Source organism: Ruegeria sp. BG7, from assembly GCF_056535685.1.
This window is the reverse complement of sequence record NZ_JBQFIU010000001.1, coordinates 3,273,042-3,292,352: the sequence shown is the minus strand read 5'-3', so window position 1 is coordinate 3,292,352 and position 19,311 is coordinate 3,273,042. Positions and strand designations below refer to the sequence as shown.

Here is a 19,311-nt window from a genome sequence, read left to right as displayed (position 1 = left end):
AAATTTGGTGACAAAACAGGTTCATTGAAGTACATCACGGGGAACCAGCACCGACGGAGCCCCCTATGGACCTGAGCGCCCTGCACAATTTTCGCGTTGCCGCATGTGACTTGAATGGCCAGATGCGTGGCAAGCGCGTTCCCCCTGCCTATGCGGACAAATTGGACAAAGGCGCAGTTCGAATGCCGTTTTCAGCATTGAACGTCGATCTATGGGGCGCCGACATCGACGGCAGCCCGCTTGTCTTTGAAACCGGTGATGCTGATGGCGTGTTGCGTCCGACCGAACGCGGCGCGGTCCCTGTACCATGGCTTGAGAGTGAAACAGCCCTGGTGCCAATGAGCCTTTATGATGATGAAGGTGTTCCATTTGCCGGAGATCCACGCCACGCGTTGTCAGCCACGCTGGACCGTTATGCGCAACGCGGCTGGTCGGTCATGGCAGCAACCGAGCTGGAGTTTACTCTGGTGGATGCATCTGGCCCGCAACCGCAACCTCCGATAAACCCAATTACCGGACGTCGTATGTCGGACGAAGCCGTTCTGTCGGTTGCTGAAATGGACGCGTTCGAGGAATTTTTCACCGACCTGTACGACGGCTGTGCTGATATGGGGATCCCTGCGCAGACGGCTATCTCAGAAAGCGGCATCGGCCAGTTTGAGATCAACCTGAACCACCAAGGCGCTATGCGATGCGCTGACGATACGTGGCTTTTCAAGACCTTGACGCGTGGGTTGGCCCGCAAACATGGATTTGCCGCCACCTTCATGTCGAAACCCTATGCCGATGATGCAGGCAACGGGATGCATGTGCATTTCTCGGTTCTGGATCAAGACGGGCGCAACGTGTTCGACAACGGTGGATCAGAAGGCACTCAGGCTCTGAAGTCTGCCGTTGCAGGCTGTGTTGCGGCCATGCCGGGAAGTACGCTGATCTTTGCGCCGCACGGCAACTCTTACACCCGGCTTGTGCCGGGCGCTCATGCGCCGACGGGGGCGTGCTGGGCCTACGAGAACAGAACTGCCGCCATTCGTATTCCCGGTGGAAACCCATCCGCGCGCCGTATCGAGCACCGCGTCGCAGGAGGGGACATCAACCCCTACCTCATGCTGACTGCGGTTCTGGGGGCGGCACTGGTTGGTATCGAAGACGGGCTGCAACCGCCTGCTCCGATTTCCGGAAATGCCTATGATCTGACAGACTTGCCGCAGCTGATGCCCGACTGGTCAACGGCAATCGACCGATTTGAAGCAGACCCCATGATCGCACGCCTGTTCCCTGCCGATCTGATCCGGTATCTGGCCATGACCAAACGACAGGAAGTCAAACGGTTTTCGAGCATCCCACTAGAGGCACACTGGCTGAGCTATCTTGAGGCGGTTTGACCCTCTTGCCGCCTTGTATGGACTCGGCTAGTATGAATTTGATCAAATTTGGTGACGCATGAAAATCGGCATATTACAAACCGGCCACACCCCCGATGTGCTGCAGGGTGAATTCGGGGATTACGATGCTCTGTTTCCCAAACTTCTTGATGGGCACGGGTTTGATTTCGAAACCTTCGCTGTGGTGGACGGCATTTTCCCGAAGGATGCTGATGACGCAGACGGTTGGGTCATCACCGGCTCGCGCCATGGCGCTTATGAAGACCTGCCTTGGATTGCACCGCTGGAAGCGCTGGTCCGAGAGATCCACCAAAGCGGCAAACCCCTTATTGGTGTGTGTTTTGGTCACCAGATCATCGCGCAGGCCCTTGGCGGTAAGGTCGAAAAATTCTCGGGCGGATGGGCCGTAGGGCGCACCGAATACGACTATAACGGGGATAAGGTCTGGCTGAATGCCTGGCATCAGGATCAGGTTGTAGACCTTCCTGAACAGGCGCGTGTTCTGGGACGGAATGCATTCTGTGAAAACGCAATGCTGGCTTATGGGGACACAATCTGGACCGTTCAGGCGCATCCAGAGTTTTCCAACGGCTTCGTTTCGGGCCTGATGCGAACACGGGGCAAAGGCGTGGTTCCCGACACCCTTATGCAAGCCGCCGCAAACCGTGAAACTGCACCTGATGACAATGCCAGAATCGCGCGCCAGATGGCCGAGTTTCTAAAGAAAGAGAGAGCCTGATGGCTGATTGGACCGATAAACTGCCGGACGCCGCCAAAGCGTATTTCCATGGGCAAAGGCTGGACGAGGTTGAGTGCATCATCTCAGACCTGCCGGGTATTGCGCGGGGCAAGGCGGTGCCTGCCTCAAAGTTTGCAAAGCAGTCGTATTTCCACCTACCCGACAGCATATTCTACCAGACCATCACTGGTGGCTGGGGTGAAGCTGCGGGTGAAGATGGCTTTATCGAGCGGGACATGATCCTCAAGCCCGATTTCTCGACCACCTCCGCCGCGCCCTGGACCGGAGACTGGACGCTGCAGGTGATCCACGACGCCTATGACCGAGAGGACAACCCTATCCCGTACAGCCCGCGTAACGTCCTGAAGCGTGTTGTACAGCTTTATCACGACAAGGGCTGGAAACCTGTTGTCGCGCCCGAGATGGAGTTTTTCTTAGTCGCCCCCAATGTCGACCCGGCACAGGGCATTAAGCCGATGATGGGGCGCTCTGGTCGCCCAGCCGCGGCGCGACAGGCCTATTCCATGACTGCGGTGGACGAGTTCGGCCCGGTGATCGACGACATCTATGATTTCGCTGAACACCAGGGGTTCGAGATCGACGGCATCACGCAGGAAGGCGGAGCCGGACAGTTGGAGATTAACCTGCGTCACGGCAATCCAATCAAGCTGGCGGATGAGGTGTTCTATTTCAAACGCCTGATCCGCGAAGCCGCGCTGCGCCACAACTGTTTCGCGACGTTCATGGCCAAACCGATCGAGGAAGAGCCCGGATCGGCCATGCACATCCACCATTCGATCATCGACATGGAAACCGGTGAGAACATCTTCTCCGGTCCGCAAGGCGGTGAGACGGACGCGTTTTACCATTTCATCGCAGGCTTGCAGAACCACTTGCCTGCTGGTCTGGCGGTGATGGCACCATATGTGAATTCGTACCGTCGCTATGTGAAAGACCACGCCGCGCCGATCAATCTGGAATGGGCCCGCGACAACCGTACAACCGGTATCCGCGTGCCCCTATCCAGCCCGGCGGCGCGCCGTGTCGAAAACCGCATCGCCGGAATGGACTGCAACCCGTATCTGGGCATCGCGTTGTCACTGGCCTGCGGCTATCTGGGACTGGTCGAACAGGAACGCCCCCGCCGCCAATTCTATGGCGACGCTTATGAAGGCGAAGGGGATATTCCTCAGATCATGGGGGAAGCGCTGGATCTGTTTGACGGGGCCACTGCCCTGCACGAGGTCCTTGGACCTGAATTCGCCCGCGTCTACGGCATTGTAAAACGGGCCGAGTACGAGGAATTCCTGCAGGTCATCTCTCCGTGGGAACGCGAACATCTTTTGGTCAACGTCTGAGACGCGCCGTGAACCTGCTTTATTCTAATGACCGCAAGGGCGAATACCCTGCCAGTTGGTACGCTGCGACGTCAAACCCGACGGATCGTTTCCCCGCACTGTCAGAAGACGTCAAAGCAGATGTGTGTGTTGTTGGTGGTGGCTATACCGGCCTGTCCGCAGCATTGCATCTTGCCGAAGCCGGGTTCGACGTCGTATTGCTTGAGGCCCACCGCGTCGGCTTTGGCGCATCCGGCCGCAACGGTGGTCAGTTGGGCAGCGCACAACGGATGGATCAAGAGGATCTCGAAAGCCTTGTTGGCGATGAAGATGCCGCCAAACTGTGGAGTCTGGCCGAAGACGCCAAGGATTTGGTCAAGTCTCTGATCACCAAACACCAGATCGCATGTGACCTGAAACCCGGCGTCGCGGTTTTGGGGCTAAGCACCTCAGAGCAGAAAGAACTGCACGACCATGCCGGTCACCTGTCTGACCGGTACGGCTATGATCAGATTGAGCTGTTGGACGAAAACGCAGGCCGCGCGCTCTGCCCGTCCCCAGCTTACAAAGGCGGCTATCTGGATATGGGCGCGGCGCACCTGCATCCCTTGAACTATGCCTTGGGGTTGGCGCACGCGGCGGCAAAAGCGGGTGTGCGGATTTTTGAAAGCACCGAGGTCACAGGGATTGATGACTCCCGGCCTGCGGTGATCCGTACCTCTAACGGTACTGTTCGGGCCGAGCATGTGATCCTGGCGTGCAACGGCTATCTGGGCGACCTCAATCGCTCTGTTGCCTCTCGGGTCATGCCGATCAACAACTTCATTGCCGCCACCGAACCTTTGGGCAGCGATGCGGCGCGGGTTTTGACACAGGATGTCGCGGTTGCGGACACCAAGTTTGTGGTAAATTACTTCCGCCTAAGTGCGGATGGTCGACTGTTGTTTGGGGGCGGCGAAAGCTATGGCTACCGTTTCCCTTCGGACATTGCCGCCAAGGTTCGCAAACCCATGGCCGAGATTTTCCCCCACCTGCGTGACGTCAAAATCGACTATGCTTGGGGGGGAACGCTGGCTATCACCATGCGGCGGATGCCCTATTTGGCCCGCGTCGCGCCGAACATCCTGTCCGCTTCGGGCTATTCCGGTCATGGTGTCGGCACCGCGACCCACGCCGGGCAGCTCATGGCATTGGCCATTCAAGGACAGGCTGAAGGGTTCGACACAATGGCGCGCGTGCCTGCCCTGCCCTTCCCCGGCGGACCTGCGCTGCGCAACCCGCTGTTGGTGCTTGCGATGACCTGGTTCGCGCTGCGCGACCGGCTTGGGATCTGATCCACGTAAATTACGACAGATTGGTGAATTTTTGCCAACCCTGTGATTGAGGGCTTGGATTACCATGTGATTACCTTTATCTTTCCCAAAGATAGAATTCGGGAAATCCAAATATGACGCTTCCACCAAACGTCCATGACGCCGAACCCATCCCCGCAGCAGCCCGCGAAGCCATCGGCGCCTTGATGCAATCAGGCGATCTGTTCCGCTATACCGCACCGCAAGACGCCCCGGTGGCCTTGCTGGAAGCTGAGTTCGCGGAATTGCTGGGCTCGAAATACGCGCTTGCTGTATCGTCCTGCTCGGCTGCGCTGTTCCTGTCGCTCAAGGCGCTGGATTTACCCCGCGACGCTCGCGTTCTGATCCCAGGCTTTACCTTCGCAGCAGTGCCGTCATCCGTCGTTCACGCAGATTGCATCCCCGTACTCTGCGAAGTGGGCGAAAACTATCGCATCGACATGGCTGATTTCAAAGTCAAGCTGAACGGCGTACAGGCCGTGATCATCAGCCATATGCGCGGACATACATCCGACATGGACGCAATAATGGACCTGTGCGACGCGCGCGGCATTCCAGTGATCGAAGACGCTGCGCATTCGCTGGGCACCACGTGGCATGGCCGCAATATTGGTACGATCGGCAAGGTCGGTTGTTTCTCGTTCCAATCCTACAAGATGATCAACGCAGGCGAAGGCGGCATTCTGGTCACAGACGATGCCGATCTGGTGGCCCGCGCTGTCATCATGTCCGGCGCGTATGAGCATAACTGGAAGAAGCACAAAACCCCGCACGGCGATAACTCGCCCGAGTTGGAAGAGGCGTTTGCCCGTTGGCAGAACAAACTGCCCCTGTATAACCTGCGTCTCAGCAATCTGAGCGCGGCAGTAATCCGCCCTCAGATCCCGGAACTTGCGCGCCGTGTGCGCGACGGTCTGGCGAACCACGACTATGTGGCTGAACGCCTGAACACCTCACCCTATATCGATGTTCCCGCACCGCTGGCACCTGAACGGCGTGCACCCGACTCGATCCAGTTCAATCTTGTTGGGATGGACGAGGCCGAGATTCGCGCGTTTGCCGCCGCATCCGAGGCACGCGGCGTAAAAGTTCAGGTCTTTGGTCTGAGCGAGGACAATGCCCGCGCCTTCTGGAACTGGCAGTTCCTTCCTGAAACATTCGAACTGCCGCAAACCCGCGCCATGCTGATGAAAGCCTGCGACGTCCGCCTTCCCGTGCGACTGACGCGCGAGGAACTGGATGTGATCGCGGATATTATTTTGGCCTCGGTGGGTGAAGTGACCGGCCCGATGCCGGTCTATGGCACCTAAAAAACAGGCCCGCTTAACTGCGGGCCTTTTCTTTTCGATATCAGTTCAGCTTGGATAGCTTCTGCTGAAGCTCTGCCAGCTGTTTCTTGATATCATCCAGATCCTCTTTCGGCTCGGCCTTTTCCTCTTCCGCGTCAGGCGCAGACCATCCGCCGGACAAGCCCCCGGTCATGGCTTTCAAGAACGCTTGTTGCTGCGCTTGCAGCGCGTCGAAGCCCGGCATCTGAGACATCGGGTTCATGGCGCTCATGTTCTCCATCATCTTGCTTTGGCTTTCGCGCAGCATCTCGAACGAGCTCTGCAGGAATTGCGGCATCATACCCCCGCCCGGCACCATATAGCTGCGGACCAGATCGTTCAGCACGTTCACCGGCAGCACATTCTCACCCCGGCTTTCATGTTCAGCAATGATTTGCAGCAGATACTGCCGCGTCAGGTCATCTCCGGTTTTCAGGTCAATGATCTGCACCTCACGCCCGTCGCGGATAAAGCCCGCAATATCTTCGAGCGTCACGTAGTCGCTGGTCTCGGTGTTATACAGCCGACGGCTGGCATAGCGCTTGATCAGCAGCGGTTTTTCTTGGTCCGACACCGGGTACCCTCCCCAAGGATGATGCGTTGCAGCACACGTTATGCGACTGCAGCACAAAAAGAAAGGGCAGGTCAATCGACCTGCCCAACGCGATTGCACCTCATGGGAGGATTGGGTGCGCTTCGCGAACGTTCTTACTTAGCCGCTGCGGCTTTCTTAGCAGCAGTGGTCACGTCGTTGGTTGCTTTTTTGACAGCAGCAGTTGCTTCTTCTGCAGCGTCTTTACCAGCAGCCATCAGCAGCTCGACGGTTTCGGTCTGAACTTTTTTCGCGATTTCAGCGAAAGCAGCCAGGTTTTCAGCTGCAACTTCAGCCGACGCGCTTGCAAAATCGGTTGCCGCTTTTGCGTAGTCAGCAGGTTCTGCTTTTGCTTTCGACATCTCGGTCAGTTTGGCCAGAGTTTCTTTGGTCCATTTGTTCGAGATCTCAGCCGATTTCTCAGCAGCTTCCAGAGCAACACCCGACAGCTTTTCGTTCAGCGAAGCGGTCGATTTGAATGCGTCTTCCATTGCGGTGGTGTCCACCGGGAATGCGCCCATCATGTCTTTCATGATCGCGCTAAAGTCTTGGGTCTTTGCCATTGTCCTAATCCTTTTAGCCGGTCCGGGCCCACCCCGGGCTTCATCAGCTTGAGGACAATATGATTGCTGCGCCGCAGCATTGCAAGTTTTTTCTTGCTGCAGCGCAGAAAAAATTAAGTTTCAAAATGAAATCAGGCGTTTGGATTTGCCAAAACGTAGGTCCCCGGAGCGGGTGCAAGACTTGGATGGTCCGAATCGCCTGCATCGCGTGCTGGCACCTGTTTCCCCGACCGTTTCTTCAGCCAAGCGTCCCACATGGGCCACCACGATCCTTGGTGAAAATCTGCTTCTTTCAGCCAAGTATCAGAGTCCGCTTTCAAGTCCGGATTGGTGTAGTGCCCATATTTCTTCTTGCTCGGCGGGTTCACAATACCGGCGATATGACCCGACTCTGAAACCACGAAAGTCTTCGACCGTGAGCCCATCTTTTGGACACCGCGATAACAGTCTTTCCAGGCAGCGATATGATCGGTCTCGCAGGTAATGGCCATCAAGGGCACATCTACGTCGTTTAACGTCAGCTTGTGGCCCATCAACTCAAAACCGTTTGTTGCGAATTCATTGCGCTGACACAGGCCACGCAAATACTGCACAGCCATTTTGGCAGGAAGGTTCGCACCATCGCCGTTCCAGTACAGCAGATCAAACGCCGGAGGCACCTCTCCCATCATATAGCTGCGAATGGCCGGCCCATAGACCAGGTCGCGCGACCGAAGGAACGACATGGTACGCGCCATGATCCACGAGCGAAGGACACCTTCCTTGTTCACTTCTTCCTCAATACCGTCGATGAAGTCGTTCTGCAGGAAAGGCGTGAACTCACCCTGATCAGAGAAATCCGTCAACGCCGTAAACAGCGTGGCCGATTTGACCGACTTGTCACCGCGCTGTTTCAACAACGACAAGGTGAGGCTGAGCGTCGTGCCCGCGATGCAATAGCCGACCGCGTTGACTTGCTTGACCTTGCAGATCTTCTTGGCGACGTCGATTGCCGTCAAAAAGCCGTCCTGAATGTAATCTTCCATGCCGGTTTCGGCATAACTTTCGTCTGGATTAACCCAACTGACGACGAACAAGGTGTAGCCTTGATCGGTGATCCATTTGATCAGGCTGTTTTGCGCTTTGAGGTCCAGAATATAGAACTTGTTGATCCAGGGCGGAAACAGGACGATCGGCGTCTCGTACACGGATTCCGTTGCAGGCTTGTATTGGATCAGCTCCATCATCCGGTTGCGGAACACCACGTCTCCCGGTGTGGTTGCCAGGTTTCCGCCAACCTCGAACGCATTTTCATCCGCAAGCTTTACAACCAGCTCGCCATCATTGGCCTCCAAGTCGGAAACAAGGTTTTCCAATCCCTGAATCAAGGATTGGCCTTCGGTCTCAACCGCCTTTTGCAGGGCATCAGGGTTTGTTGCCAGAAAATTGGTGGGGGCCATCATGTCGATGATCTGCTGCGAAAAGTACTGCAAGCGCTGCTTGTCCTTGGCATCCAGATCGTCGACCGAAGCGACAGCTTGCGCGATGGCCTGCGCGTTGGTTTGGTATTGCTGTCGGATCAGACGGAAATAGGGGTTGGTTTCCCATAGAGGGTTCGAGAAACGCTTGTCTCCGGGGGCGGGGTTTTCGTCTTCCACTTCACCTTGGGTCAATGCCTGCTGCGCTTCGGCAAAGTTCAGAACAGACTTTCCCCAGAATTCTATTTGCTGTTCCAACAGTTTGGCGGGATTTTGCCAAGCTTCGGCCCAATATGCCGTTGCTGCTCGTGCGAAAAGCTCTTGATTCGGGCCATCCAGTGCGGGGGTATGCGGCTTTTTAGTAGCCATGACCTCAATCAATCGCTTCGAGAGCTGCTCGACCTTGTCCATATTTTCTTTAAGGCGTTCAATGTGTTCGTCTGATACGTCTGGCATTTGGTCTTCGCTAGTTGTCATTTTAACAATTCCCCCCTAACCTCGCTGCTATGCAGAATAACGTCGTGGGTGCTGGGGGGCAAAGCGACGAATGGTCCGAACTCTCAGGCTGACACTCAGGAGGCCCCATTTATGCGCTACATGATGACCTACGACCTTATGGAAACCATGCGCAACACCAACCAATGGCTTGGGGCAACAGCCAGCGCGATGGCCTCTTACCCAATGTTTTCGATGGTGCCCAACCCGGCTTTCAACTGGATGGCCGCCTGGGGTGAGGTGACTGAGCGTACTTTCCAGCGCATGGTTGTGAAACCTGACTGGGGTATTCGCACCTTCACTTGTGAAGACGGCAAGGACCACCTGGTTGAGATTACAACTGTTCTGGAACGCCCATTCGGCGATCTGGTCCATTTCCGCGTCAACGGCCGCGAAGAACAGCCGCGCAAGGTGCTGCTGGTCGCGCCCATGTCGGGCCACTACGCAACGCTGCTGCGTTCGACCGTCAAAAGCCTTCTGGTCAATTGCGAAGTCTACATCACCGACTGGCATAATGCGCGCGATATCCCTGTGTCTGCGGGCAAGTTCGATGTCGAGGATTACACCCTCTATCTTGTCGATTTTATGAAAGAGTTGGGCCCAGAAACGCATGTTGTTGCAGTCTGTCAACCGGCCCCTCTGACCCTTGCGGCCACAGCCTACCTGGCCGAAGTGGAACCCAAAGCACAACCCAGCACCTTGACCTTGATCGGCGGCCCGGTCGACCCGGATGCGACCCCCACCGACGTGACCGATTTCGGACGGCGCGTCACCATGGGTCAGTTGGAAGAAACGATGATCCAGCGTGTCGGCTTCAAATACAAAGGCGTCGGTCGCATGGTCTATCCCGGCCTGTTACAGCTTGCATCTTTCATGTCGATGAACGCCGAACGCCATTCCAAGGCTTTTTCGGATCAAATTCAACGCGTTATCCGGGACGAAGCCTCGGACATGGACGCCCACAACCGGTTCTATGATGAATATCTGGCCGTCATGGACATGACCGCCGAGTTTTATCTTTCGACTGTCGAGCGTGTCTTCAAGAACCGCGAGATTGCGCGGAACGAGTTTGTCGTCGCCGGTCACAAGGTGGACATGTCCAAGATCACGGATGTGGCAGTGAAAACTGTCGAAGGGGCAAATGACGATATTTCAGCACCCGGTCAGTGCATCGCCGCGCTTGATCTGTGCACCGGCCTGCCCGACAGCAAGAAGGCAAGCCATGTGGAACCCGGCGCAGGTCATTACGGCATCTTCGCAGGCCGCAGCTGGCGTGACAACATCCGCCCGCTTGTGATTGATTTCATGAATGAAAACAGCCGCAAGCCACGTCGCCGCGCTGCCAACACCAACAAAGTCGCGTAAAACGGAATGAGCGAGCCTGCGCATAGCGGCCTCGCCTATTCCTGCCAGTGCGGAAAGTTGCAAGGGCACATTTCCGCAAGGGGCGTTCGGCAAGGGACTCATGTCTCCTGTTTTTGCCACGATTGCCGCGCCGCACAGCTGTATTTCAAACAACCGGACCCAGCCCCCGGACCTGTCGACATACTGCAGATGGCACCGGAAGAGATCGAAATCTCTACCGGCAGTCAATTTTTGGCCGCAATGAAGCTTGGCCCCAACGGGATGCTGCGATGGTACGCCAGTTGCTGCAATGCCCCGCTGGCAACAACGCCACCACGCGCAAGTTTTCCTTTTGGTGGATTTCTGGTTCGCAGGATCACCGATGACATTTCGATCCTGGGTCCCGTCACAACCCGCGGATTTGTGCCCCAACCCGATGGAAAACAGAAACACGAGAAAATCAGGTTTGCGGCCTTCGGTCTGATACGTCGCGTTGCAGCTTCGCGCCTTTCCGGGCGCTGGAAGAACACACCTTTCTTCGACCCGAAATCCGGCGAACCCGTTGCGACGCCCTTGCTGATAACGAAAAACGAACGCGCAGCGCTCTATCCATAGTCGAACCGAAGCTGAGCATTCAGCCAGGTTTGCAGGGCTTCGTTCACGTGGTCAGGCGCTTCAAGGGTCAAAAGATGACCTGCGTTTTGAAGAACAAGCATTTCGGCCTCCGGTATCAAATCAGCCATAAACGAATGTCGTCTGACGGGTGCAAGAGTGTCATGTGCGCCGCATAGCACCAGTGTCGGCACCTTGATTTTCCGTAATGCTGCTTGCTGATCAGGTCGTCGTTGCAAGGCTCGCATCTGGCGCACGAACACTTCGGCCCCCAGCCCCTCTGCCATCGCCAAAAGATCGTTCAGGATGGGGATGCGCCGAGGCCCCGGCGCCAAGGCGTCGGATCCTACAAGTTTGCGCATCATCTCTTCCAGACGACCGCCTTGCGCACCAATGATCAAATCTTCCCGACTGGCCGCCATTTGCGGCGTATCAGCCTGCGCATCGGTGGCCATCAGACACAGCCGAGAAATCCGTTCCGGCGCCCTGCGCACAAGTTCCAAGGCCACCACGCCACCCATACTGTGCCCGGCAAGCGCAAAACGAAGCGGCAGTTGGTCGAGTAACCCCGATGCGATTTCTTCAATGCGCTCGCCGCCAGACACAGGTGCGACAGTCACAGACCGCGCACGCGACAACAGCTCGATCTGAGGGCGAAACAGTCGGGCATCACACATCAACCCAGGCAAGAACACCAGCGGCTCGATCACGCGGGGCCTCCATTTACTCGGTTTTCCGAGCCCTTCCCTTTTCTGTCAGGATGAAAGGTTTGCCACAATCGGGCAAGGGAAACCTTATGGATAGGCGATTGCGCGAAACGCAGGGAAATCCGCGTACCGGCGTTGACGTTTGGCCCTGTCTTCATCGGGTTCGGCCCCCGGCTTCAAAAGACAGCCCCGCGGGTCGATATAGCTGTCAATCCTGCGTAGCGGTTTGGGCCGCCACACCAAATTGAATGCACAAAGCTTGGGAAAAAACCAAATCTCGGAATAGGTCAAGTGATCATGTATCCACCACGCCAGATCGCGCCAGTCCCGCCCTTGTGCGTATTGATCCGCAAACCAAGGGATCACGATAGAAGCTCCTGCAATCCGCGCATCGCCTTCGCCTCGATCCCAGATATGGCATTCCAGCGGGTTGTCATTGCGGGCGCAGTTCAGCCGGTTTTCATTGCCGAACCGGTTCAAAGACGGCGACCTGTACCCTGATCGCACGGCGACACGGCCAAAGGTTTCCTCCAACGGGTCCAGCAGTGTTTCGCAAAACGCACGCCCCGTCTCGATCGCCAGGTCCGGATTGTCGGGAATATTCTGTTTTTGGTGGAAATTGCCGATCTCCGAATACAGAAAATCGCGCATGAAGAAATGCCGGGACAAGCGAACGCGACCCAAGGTCTCTAGACTCCACATGCTGCCCGGCTTTCGCATTTTGCCTCCTCAATTCCGGTTGGGCTTTACTCTATCCCCAGTTCTTTCAACCAAGTCAGGATACCCTCAACGGCGGCATCGGTCTGCCCCGGCGACATCAGCCGCCCGGCAATGACATGTGATGCGGGATCGTCTCCTGGCCCCATTGTGACCAACTCGACCGTTGCTGATGCGCCCCAGGCCTCGGCGACTTTATGTGTCTTGTCGGGACGCACAACCTGATCATCGTCCGAAAACCAAAACAAGGCTGGCACCAGAGCTTCGGAAAAATCCAACGCATAAACGACATCAACCAGAACGGACATCGGAACGACGGCTTCCCAAGGATAGACGGCGGACCAATACGTGTTCTTCTCTGGATCCGGCCCGGACACATCACGCTCTGGCCCCATAAGGATCGGCAACCAATCCCGGGCCCATGGCAGCGTCGGCACCCATGCCGCGGTTGTATTCACGCCGAAATTCGGCGACACAAAGACCATTGCGGCAACATCTTTGCTAAGATCCGCGTCAAGCGCTGCAGCCGCTGTCAAAGTACCACCGGTAGAGGTTGAGATAACGATCACCTTGTCGCCAACCGCCCGTGCCGCAGCCAACCCTTCGGCAGTGTCCTGCATCCAACCTGAGGCCGTGCCTTCCGCCATGGCAGATCCATCTCGGCCATGACCCTGCAGGCGCGTGTAGACAAGGTTTGCCCCAAGCGCATCGGCGACCAGATCAGGCACCGGACGGATTTCTTCGGAACTTGCGGAAAACCCATGGATATAGAGCACAGAGTAAGGTGTGCGCTGCTCCTTGAAACCTTTCTGCCAGTCCACACGCTTCTCAACGCCCGGAACAATATCGCCAAAGGCTGATTCAGTGCTTTCGAAATAGACCTGAACACCTTCACCAAACTTGCGAGAGTCGAATGTTGGGTGCAAATCCATCTCCTCACGCGGCCCAAACCAATAGATTAGGCCGCCGAAGACAATCAGCGCCAACAGAAACCGCCCAAGCAACCAGCCCAAACGCTGCATCAGACGCCTCCCACCACATCCAGCACCGCGTCTTCAATCAGCCCAAGACAGGGGCCGTCCGAAAAGCGATGATCCGCATCTTTGACCAGCAAAAGGCGCATATTCGGCCCGGTCGCGTGATCCAATAGCCGCACTGCGGTTTCCGTCGACACCGCCGTATCCGCCGTTCCCTGAAGAAAACGCACCGGGAAGGGCAGATGAAGCGGATCCCGAAGAACCAACCGCTGCCGCCCGTCTTCGATCATTTGTTTGGTGATGATGTAGGGTTCCATATAGTCAGAAGGCAGTTCCACGTGACCAACTTTATCCAGCATCGCCTTTTGTTCATCGCTGAATGCCGCCCAGTAGCCGTCTTCTGTGAAGTCCGGCGCAGCAGCAATTGTGACCATGCCCGCAATCCGGTCCGGCATCGCTTTAGCCAACAACAACGCCTGCCACCCACCCATGGAGGATCCCACAACAATCAACGGCCCATCAGTCAACGCCGTCACGGCCGCTACAGTATCTTCGTGCCAATTGCCGATACACCCATCGGTAAACGCTTCCGAGCTTTCACCGTGCCCCGAATAGTCAAACCGCAAGAAGGCCTGCCCTCGCGCCTGTGCCCAGGCCTCCAGATGAACCGCCTTGGTGCCTTCCATATCTGACATCAGCCCGCCCAGGAAAACGATGGTCGGGCCCGCACCCTCACTTTTGTGATAGGCCAACCGGCGGCTTTGCGCCGTCTCCAGAAAATTTGTTGCTGCCATGAAATCCTCTTTCCTTTCGCAGCATCATGCACGCCACGTACCCAAGTGCAATTCCCGGATCCCTCTTCATCTGGCTCAAAATACCTCGGGGTGCGCGAGGGGCTGGCCCCTCGCTCCTGCCCTTGACACAGGATCAACCACCTGCCAAACGAGCCGAACGCAAATAACCCGCAACCGGGCGTTCAGTGGGCGCCAAACCGACGAGGAGAGCCGATATGGCCCTGGATTCAAAATCCGTCTCTCTCACCTTTCCCGATGGCAATGCACGCAACTATGACGCAGGCGTTACACCTGCGCAGGTGGCTGCAGATATTTCAACTTCATTGGCCAAAAAGGCCATCTCGGCCACGGTAGATGGCCAACACTGGGATCTGCAATGGCCCATTGAAGCTGACGCCCAGATCGCCATCCACACCATGAAGGATGAAGAACAAGCCAATGAGCTGATCCGTCACGATCTGGCTCACATCATGGCGCGCGCCGTTCAGGAAATCTGGCCCGCCACCAAGGTCACCATTGGCCCCGTGATCGAAAACGGCTGGTACTATGACTTTGACCGAGCGGAACCGTTCACGCCCGAAGATCTTGGCCTGATCGAGAAAAAGATGAAAGAGATCATCAACAAGCGCGATCCCGTGACCACCGAGGTTTGGGACCGTGACCGCGCGATCGAATTTTATAAGGCCAACAATGAGCCCTATAAGGTCGAGTTGATCGAATCCATCCCTGGCGACGAACCGCTGCGCATGTACTGGCACGGCCATTGGCAGGACCTATGCCGTGGCCCGCACCTGCAACACACCGGCCAGGTGCCGGGCGACGCGTTCAAGCTGATGTCAATCGCTGGCGCCTATTGGCGTGGCGACAGTGACCGCGCGATGTTGCAGCGCATCTATGGCGTGGCCTTCACAGGTAAAGAAAAGCTGAAAGCCCACCTGCACATGTTGGAAGAGGCTGCCAAACGCGACCACCGCAAGCTTGGTCGTGAAATGGACCTGTTCCACATGCAGGAAGAGGCCCCCGGCCAGATCTTCTGGCATCCCAACGGTTGGACCGTCTACACGCAATTGCAGGACTACATGCGCCGCCAGCAGCGCAAGGGCGGCTATGTCGAAGTCAACACCCCTCAGGTCGTTGACCGCAAACTGTGGGAAGCTTCGGGGCACTGGGACAAATATCAGGAAAACATGTTTATCGTCGAAGTGGACGAGGAACATGCGCGTGAAAAGGCGATCAACGCTCTGAAGCCGATGAACTGCCCTTGCCACGTACAGATATTCAACCAGGGTCTGAAGTCTTATCGCGACCTGCCGCTGCGGATGGCAGAATTCGGATCGTGCAACCGTTATGAGCCGTCAGGTGCCCTGCACGGCATCATGCGCGTGCGCGGCTTTACGCAGGATGATGGTCACATCTTCTGCACCGAGGATCAGATTGAATCCGAGACTGCCGAATTCATTCGCTTCCTTTCCGAAATCTACAAAGACCTCGGGTTCGAAAACTTCTCGGTCAAATTTTCGGATAGGCCCGAAAAGCGCTCTGGATCGGATGAGGTTTGGGACAAGGCCGAAGCTGCCCTGCTCAGCGCGACCCGTGCGGCGGGGATCGAACCGGAACTCAACCCCGGTGAAGGCGCGTTCTACGGCCCGAAGCTTGAATTTGTTCTGACCGATGCAATCGGCCGTGACTGGCAGTGCGGAACGCATCAGGTGGACTTTGTTCTGCCTGAACGTCTGGATGCGACTTATATCGGAGCCGACGGCGGCAAACACCGCCCTGTGATGCTGCACCGGGCAACTTTGGGTTCGTTCGAACGTTTCATCGGCATTCTGATCGAGGAACACGCAGGCAAGCTGCCTTTCTGGCTGGCCCCGCGTCAGGTCGTGGTCGCCTCGATCACGTCCGAGGCCGACGCCTATGTTGCCGAAGTTGTTGAAACCCTGCGGGCCGCCGGTGTGCGGGCCGAAGCAGATATTCGCAACGAGAAGATCAACTACAAGGTCCGCGAGCACTCGGTTGGCAAAGTGCCGGTGATTCTGGCTGTTGGTCACCGCGAAGTTGATGAACGCACCGTCAGCGTCCGGCGTCTGGGTGAAAAACAGACGCAGGTTCAACCGCTTGATGTTGTAACAAATGAGCTTTCGCACGCCGCAACACCACCAGATCTGCTGTAACAATCAGCGGCATATCGCTGTAAATCCGGCCCTTGAAACGGGGCCGGATTGTAACATTTCACTCTTTATTCATCAAAAACAATGTATTAGGCTTCAAGAGGGCGTGCCGCCCCCTGACGCGCTTGTGAGACACGGGCTCGTGAATTCAACTCTGGCCGACAAGCCACTAGTTTTGTCAGTGTCACAAGCAGACATACCCTGTCATCAAGAGGATTACCGAGATGTCGAACACAGCTAAGTCCCTGGTTATCGCAACCGCAGTCGCAGCCGCCGTATCGGGCGCTGCAACCACAGCAACCGCGCAAGCCAAAGAAAAATGCTATGGCGTATCGCTGGCCGGTCAGAACGACTGCGCCGCAGGCCCCGGCACCACATGCGCGGGCACCTCGACCGTTGACTATCAGGGCAACGCATGGACCCTGGTTGACGCCGGAACATGTGCGGACATCGAACTGCCAGCCGAAGCAGACGGCACCCCGCGGAAAGGTTCGCTGGAAGCACTGGATCGCGACCTGCCGGCATAAGGTCGACCAAACGAATTCAGAGGGGCGGGCCAGATCGCCCGCCCCTTCCCTTTCGTGATCAAGGAACTGACCCATGTTGGATGATGCGCTCCGCTCGAATCGCCTGCCCACAGCGCCGGGTGTGGGGTACAAGCCGCAACACTTCGCTCAGATACTTGAACACGCGCAGCCTGTTGCATGGCTGGAAATTCACGCCGAGAACTATATGGGCGATGGTGGGCGCCCCTTGGCACAGCTGCGCCACCTGTCCGAACATTTTCCGATTTCAGTCCATGGCGTTGGACTGTCCATAGGTGGCGAAGGCCCCTTGGACCCAGACCACCTTGCCCGGCTGAAACACTTGATCGGCTGGTTGAAACCCGCGAGCTTTTCCGAACATCTGGCCTGGTCTACTCATGACAGCCATTTTTACAACGACCTGCTGCCGCTTCCTTACACGGACAAGACGCTGACGCGAGTCTGCGAGCACATAGATCAGGTGCAGGACACCGTTGGACAGCAGATGCTGCTTGAAAACCCATCCAGCTATTTGGCCTTTGAGGAAAGCACCTGGTCGGAACCCGATTTCCTGCAAGAGATTGCCAAACGTACTGGCTGTGGCTTGCTGCTGGACGTGAACAACGTCTTTGTTTCGGCCACCAACCTCGACTTCTCGCCCCAAGGCTATATCGACGCCTACCCACTTGAAAAGGTGGGTGAAATCCATCTTGGAGGCCATGATGAGGACGAAGATGATCACGGCCATCCGTTGCTGATCGACAGCCATGGGCGCGAAGTGGTCGATCCGGTCTGGGCCCTGCTCGACTATGTTCTGGAACGGTCGGGCCCCAAGCCGCTGCTGGTCGAGTGGGACACCGATGTACCCGACTGGCCGGTGTTACGCGAAGAAGCAGTTCGCGCTCAGACCGCACTGGACCGGGTACCGGCATGAGCGTATCTCAGTCCGAGTTTCGCGCCGCCATGATGGATGCTTCCGCGCCGGTTCCATCCGGTTTGCTGGACGCCGACGCGCAACCGGCTGGTCGCAGGTTCAGTGTCTATCGCAACAACGTTGCCGTTTCTCTGACCGAAGCGATGCATCAGGCGTTCCCTGTGATCGCTAAACTGTTGGGTACTCAGAATATGGACGGGCTGGCCGGGATTTTCTTGCGCCAGCATCCGCCATCCTCACCGCTTATGATGTTCTACGGTGAGGCGTTTCCCGATTTTCTGGCGGGGATGCAGCAACTTTCGCATCTTGGCTACCTGCCCGACATAGCCCGGTTGGAACTGGCGCTGCGCCGGTCTTATCACGCAGCCGACAGCCAACCTGCACCGGCCGAGGCATTGGCCGTAGACCCCGAACAGGTCATGCAAGCCCGGTTGCAGTTTGCCCCGTCCATGCAAGTGATCCGGTCGAAATGGCCCATTCATGCGATCTGGCGTTTTAACTCTGTGGCTGACGCCCCGAAACCTCAACCGCAAGCTGAGGATGTGTTGATCACGCGCGCCGAATACGACCCTGAGCCTCACTTGCTGCCAGTGGGCGGGGCGAACTGGATCACGCATATGCAAAATGGGGACACGATCGGATCGGCGTTTGAGAAAACCGCCGCTGAAACCCCCGAATTTGACCTCGGAACCACTCTGGCACTGCTTTTACAAGGCAGTGCAATAACCTCTGTGACTATCGAAAGGCCGAAGACATGACTGCGCTGATCTCATTGCACAACAACACCCTGGGACGGTTGGGCGTGACCTCCGGCTGGCTCACACCAAGCTTGGCCCGGCTGGTTTTTGCCGCGACGTTGCTTGTGTACTACTGGAACTCGGCAACAACCAAGCTGGGCAGCGGGATCTTTGGGTTTCTGCGCCCGTCAGATGGGGCCTACGTGCAAATTTTCCCCAAGGCGATGGAAGCCGTCAGCTATGACAGCTCGCAACTGGGCATCTTCCATTGGGCTGTGGCCGTCGCAGGCACATGGGCCGAATTTCTGCTGCCAGCCTTGATCGTCATCGGTCTGCTGTCGCGATTTGCCGCCTTGGGTATGATTGGGTTTGTCTGGGTCCAGACCATTGTGGACGTGACTGGTCACGGTGCTGAACTGGGCAGCTATTTCACCAACGCCCCAACCTTGCTGGACGACCGAACAATCTGGACATTCCTGCTGGCGGTGATTGTCATTCATGGTTCAGGCCCGCTCTCGGTTGACCGGATCCTGCACCTAAAGTGAT

At 56.8% G+C, this 19,311-nt stretch carries 19 protein-coding genes; 12 read left to right on the top strand and 7 right to left on the bottom strand.

The window, feature by feature from the left end; translation table 11 throughout:
* The first annotated feature begins 65 nt into the window (after window positions 1-65).
* The 5 genes from ACR3EH_RS16280 (at window position 66) to ACR3EH_RS16260 (ending at window position 6,123) form a co-directional block, all read left to right on the top strand.
* On the top strand, window positions 66-1,385 hold the full coding sequence (locus ACR3EH_RS16280) for a glutamine synthetase family protein (RefSeq protein ID WP_171185959.1): 1,320 nt from the start codon (window positions 66-68) through the stop codon (window positions 1,383-1,385).
* Window positions 1,386-1,443: 58 nt separating this feature from the next.
* Window positions 1,444-2,124: a type 1 glutamine amidotransferase gene (locus ACR3EH_RS16275; protein WP_171090856.1), complete on the top strand. Its 681-nt coding sequence runs from the start codon at window positions 1,444-1,446 to the stop codon at window positions 2,122-2,124.
* Window positions 2,124-3,482, top strand: coding sequence for a glutamine synthetase family protein (locus ACR3EH_RS16270; RefSeq protein WP_171090858.1), 1,359 nt, complete (start codon window positions 2,124-2,126; stop codon window positions 3,480-3,482). The genes ACR3EH_RS16275 and ACR3EH_RS16270 overlap by 1 nt, the downstream gene beginning before the upstream one ends.
* Window positions 3,483-3,490: 8 nt before the next feature.
* A complete protein-coding gene (locus tag ACR3EH_RS16265) occupies window positions 3,491-4,795 on the top strand; it encodes an NAD(P)/FAD-dependent oxidoreductase (RefSeq protein ID WP_171185961.1) in 1,305 nt (434 codons plus the stop codon).
* Window positions 4,796-4,908: 113 nt separating this feature from the next.
* Window positions 4,909-6,123, top strand: coding sequence for a DegT/DnrJ/EryC1/StrS family aminotransferase (locus ACR3EH_RS16260; protein WP_171185963.1), 1,215 nt, complete (start codon window positions 4,909-4,911; stop codon window positions 6,121-6,123).
* Window positions 6,124-6,163: 40 nt separating this feature from the next.
* Here the strand turns inward: ACR3EH_RS16260 and phaR are convergent, their stop codons facing one another.
* From phaR to ACR3EH_RS16245, 3 genes are all read right to left on the bottom strand, one after another.
* On the bottom strand, window positions 6,164-6,715 hold the full coding sequence (gene phaR / locus ACR3EH_RS16255) for a polyhydroxyalkanoate synthesis repressor PhaR (RefSeq protein ID WP_171185965.1): 552 nt from the start codon (window positions 6,713-6,715) through the stop codon (window positions 6,164-6,166).
* 134 nt (window positions 6,716-6,849) lie between these two features.
* The gene (locus ACR3EH_RS16250; RefSeq protein ID WP_171090867.1) at window positions 6,850-7,296 is read right to left on the bottom strand and encodes a phasin family protein; all 447 of its coding nucleotides are present in this window, start codon (window positions 7,294-7,296) and stop codon (window positions 6,850-6,852) included.
* Window positions 7,297-7,427: 131 nt separating this feature from the next.
* Window positions 7,428-9,230 carry a PHA/PHB synthase family protein gene (locus ACR3EH_RS16245; protein ID WP_171185967.1) on the bottom strand — a complete coding sequence of 601 codons (1,803 nt, stop codon included), beginning with the start codon at window positions 9,228-9,230 and terminating at the stop codon, window positions 7,428-7,430.
* A 111-nt stretch (window positions 9,231-9,341) separates the two neighbouring features.
* On the opposite strand from ACR3EH_RS16245, the gene phaZ reads away from it, so the two are divergent.
* Both phaZ and ACR3EH_RS16235 read left to right on the top strand, forming a co-directional pair.
* Window positions 9,342-10,613, top strand: a complete 1,272-nt coding sequence (phaZ, locus tag ACR3EH_RS16240; RefSeq protein ID WP_171185969.1) for a polyhydroxyalkanoate depolymerase — start codon at window positions 9,342-9,344, stop codon at window positions 10,611-10,613.
* A gap of 6 nt (window positions 10,614-10,619) precedes the next feature.
* Entirely contained in the window at window positions 10,620-11,207 is a 588-nt protein-coding gene (locus ACR3EH_RS16235) for a DUF6151 family protein (RefSeq protein WP_171185972.1), read from the top strand.
* On the opposite strand, the gene ACR3EH_RS16230 is transcribed toward ACR3EH_RS16235, so the two are convergent.
* From ACR3EH_RS16230 to ACR3EH_RS16215, 4 genes are all read right to left on the bottom strand, one after another.
* Complete coding sequence (locus ACR3EH_RS16230; RefSeq protein ID WP_171185974.1) at window positions 11,198-11,914, bottom strand: alpha/beta fold hydrolase; 717 nt, start codon at window positions 11,912-11,914, stop codon at window positions 11,198-11,200. The genes ACR3EH_RS16235 and ACR3EH_RS16230 overlap by 10 nt on opposite strands.
* Window positions 11,915-11,998: 84 nt before the next feature.
* Window positions 11,999-12,613, bottom strand: coding sequence for a hypothetical protein (locus tag ACR3EH_RS16225; protein WP_171186243.1), 615 nt, complete (start codon window positions 12,611-12,613; stop codon window positions 11,999-12,001).
* Window positions 12,614-12,657: 44 nt separating this feature from the next.
* On the bottom strand, window positions 12,658-13,650 hold the full coding sequence (locus tag ACR3EH_RS16220; RefSeq protein WP_171676134.1) for an alpha/beta hydrolase: 993 nt from the start codon (window positions 13,648-13,650) through the stop codon (window positions 12,658-12,660).
* Window positions 13,650-14,399 (bottom strand): alpha/beta fold hydrolase, encoded by a 750-nt coding sequence (locus tag ACR3EH_RS16215; RefSeq protein WP_171676136.1) that lies wholly within the window; start codon window positions 14,397-14,399, stop codon window positions 13,650-13,652. Before ACR3EH_RS16215 ends, ACR3EH_RS16220 begins: the two co-directional genes overlap by 1 nt.
* 215 nt (window positions 14,400-14,614) lie before the next feature.
* On the opposite strand from ACR3EH_RS16215, the gene thrS reads away from it, so the two are divergent.
* The 5 genes from thrS (at window position 14,615) to ACR3EH_RS16190 (ending at window position 19,310) form a co-directional block, all read left to right on the top strand.
* Window positions 14,615-16,573: a threonine--tRNA ligase gene (gene thrS / locus ACR3EH_RS16210; RefSeq protein ID WP_171676138.1), complete on the top strand. Its 1,959-nt coding sequence runs from the start codon at window positions 14,615-14,617 to the stop codon at window positions 16,571-16,573.
* Between the two features lie 221 nt (window positions 16,574-16,794).
* On the top strand, window positions 16,795-17,097 hold the full coding sequence (locus ACR3EH_RS16205) for a BufA1 family periplasmic bufferin-type metallophore (protein WP_171090883.1): 303 nt from the start codon (window positions 16,795-16,797) through the stop codon (window positions 17,095-17,097).
* Window positions 17,098-17,170: 73 nt separating this feature from the next.
* The gene (gene bufB, locus ACR3EH_RS16200) at window positions 17,171-18,028 is read left to right on the top strand and encodes an MNIO family bufferin maturase (RefSeq protein ID WP_171185982.1); all 858 of its coding nucleotides are present in this window, start codon (window positions 17,171-17,173) and stop codon (window positions 18,026-18,028) included.
* Window positions 18,025-18,786 (top strand): HvfC/BufC N-terminal domain-containing protein, encoded by a 762-nt coding sequence (locus ACR3EH_RS16195; RefSeq protein WP_171185984.1) that lies wholly within the window; start codon window positions 18,025-18,027, stop codon window positions 18,784-18,786. Before bufB ends, ACR3EH_RS16195 begins: the two co-directional genes overlap by 4 nt.
* Window positions 18,783-19,310, top strand: coding sequence for a DoxX family protein (locus ACR3EH_RS16190; protein WP_171185986.1), 528 nt, complete (start codon window positions 18,783-18,785; stop codon window positions 19,308-19,310). Before ACR3EH_RS16195 ends, ACR3EH_RS16190 begins: the two co-directional genes overlap by 4 nt.
* Window position 19,311: the final 1 nt, after the last annotated feature.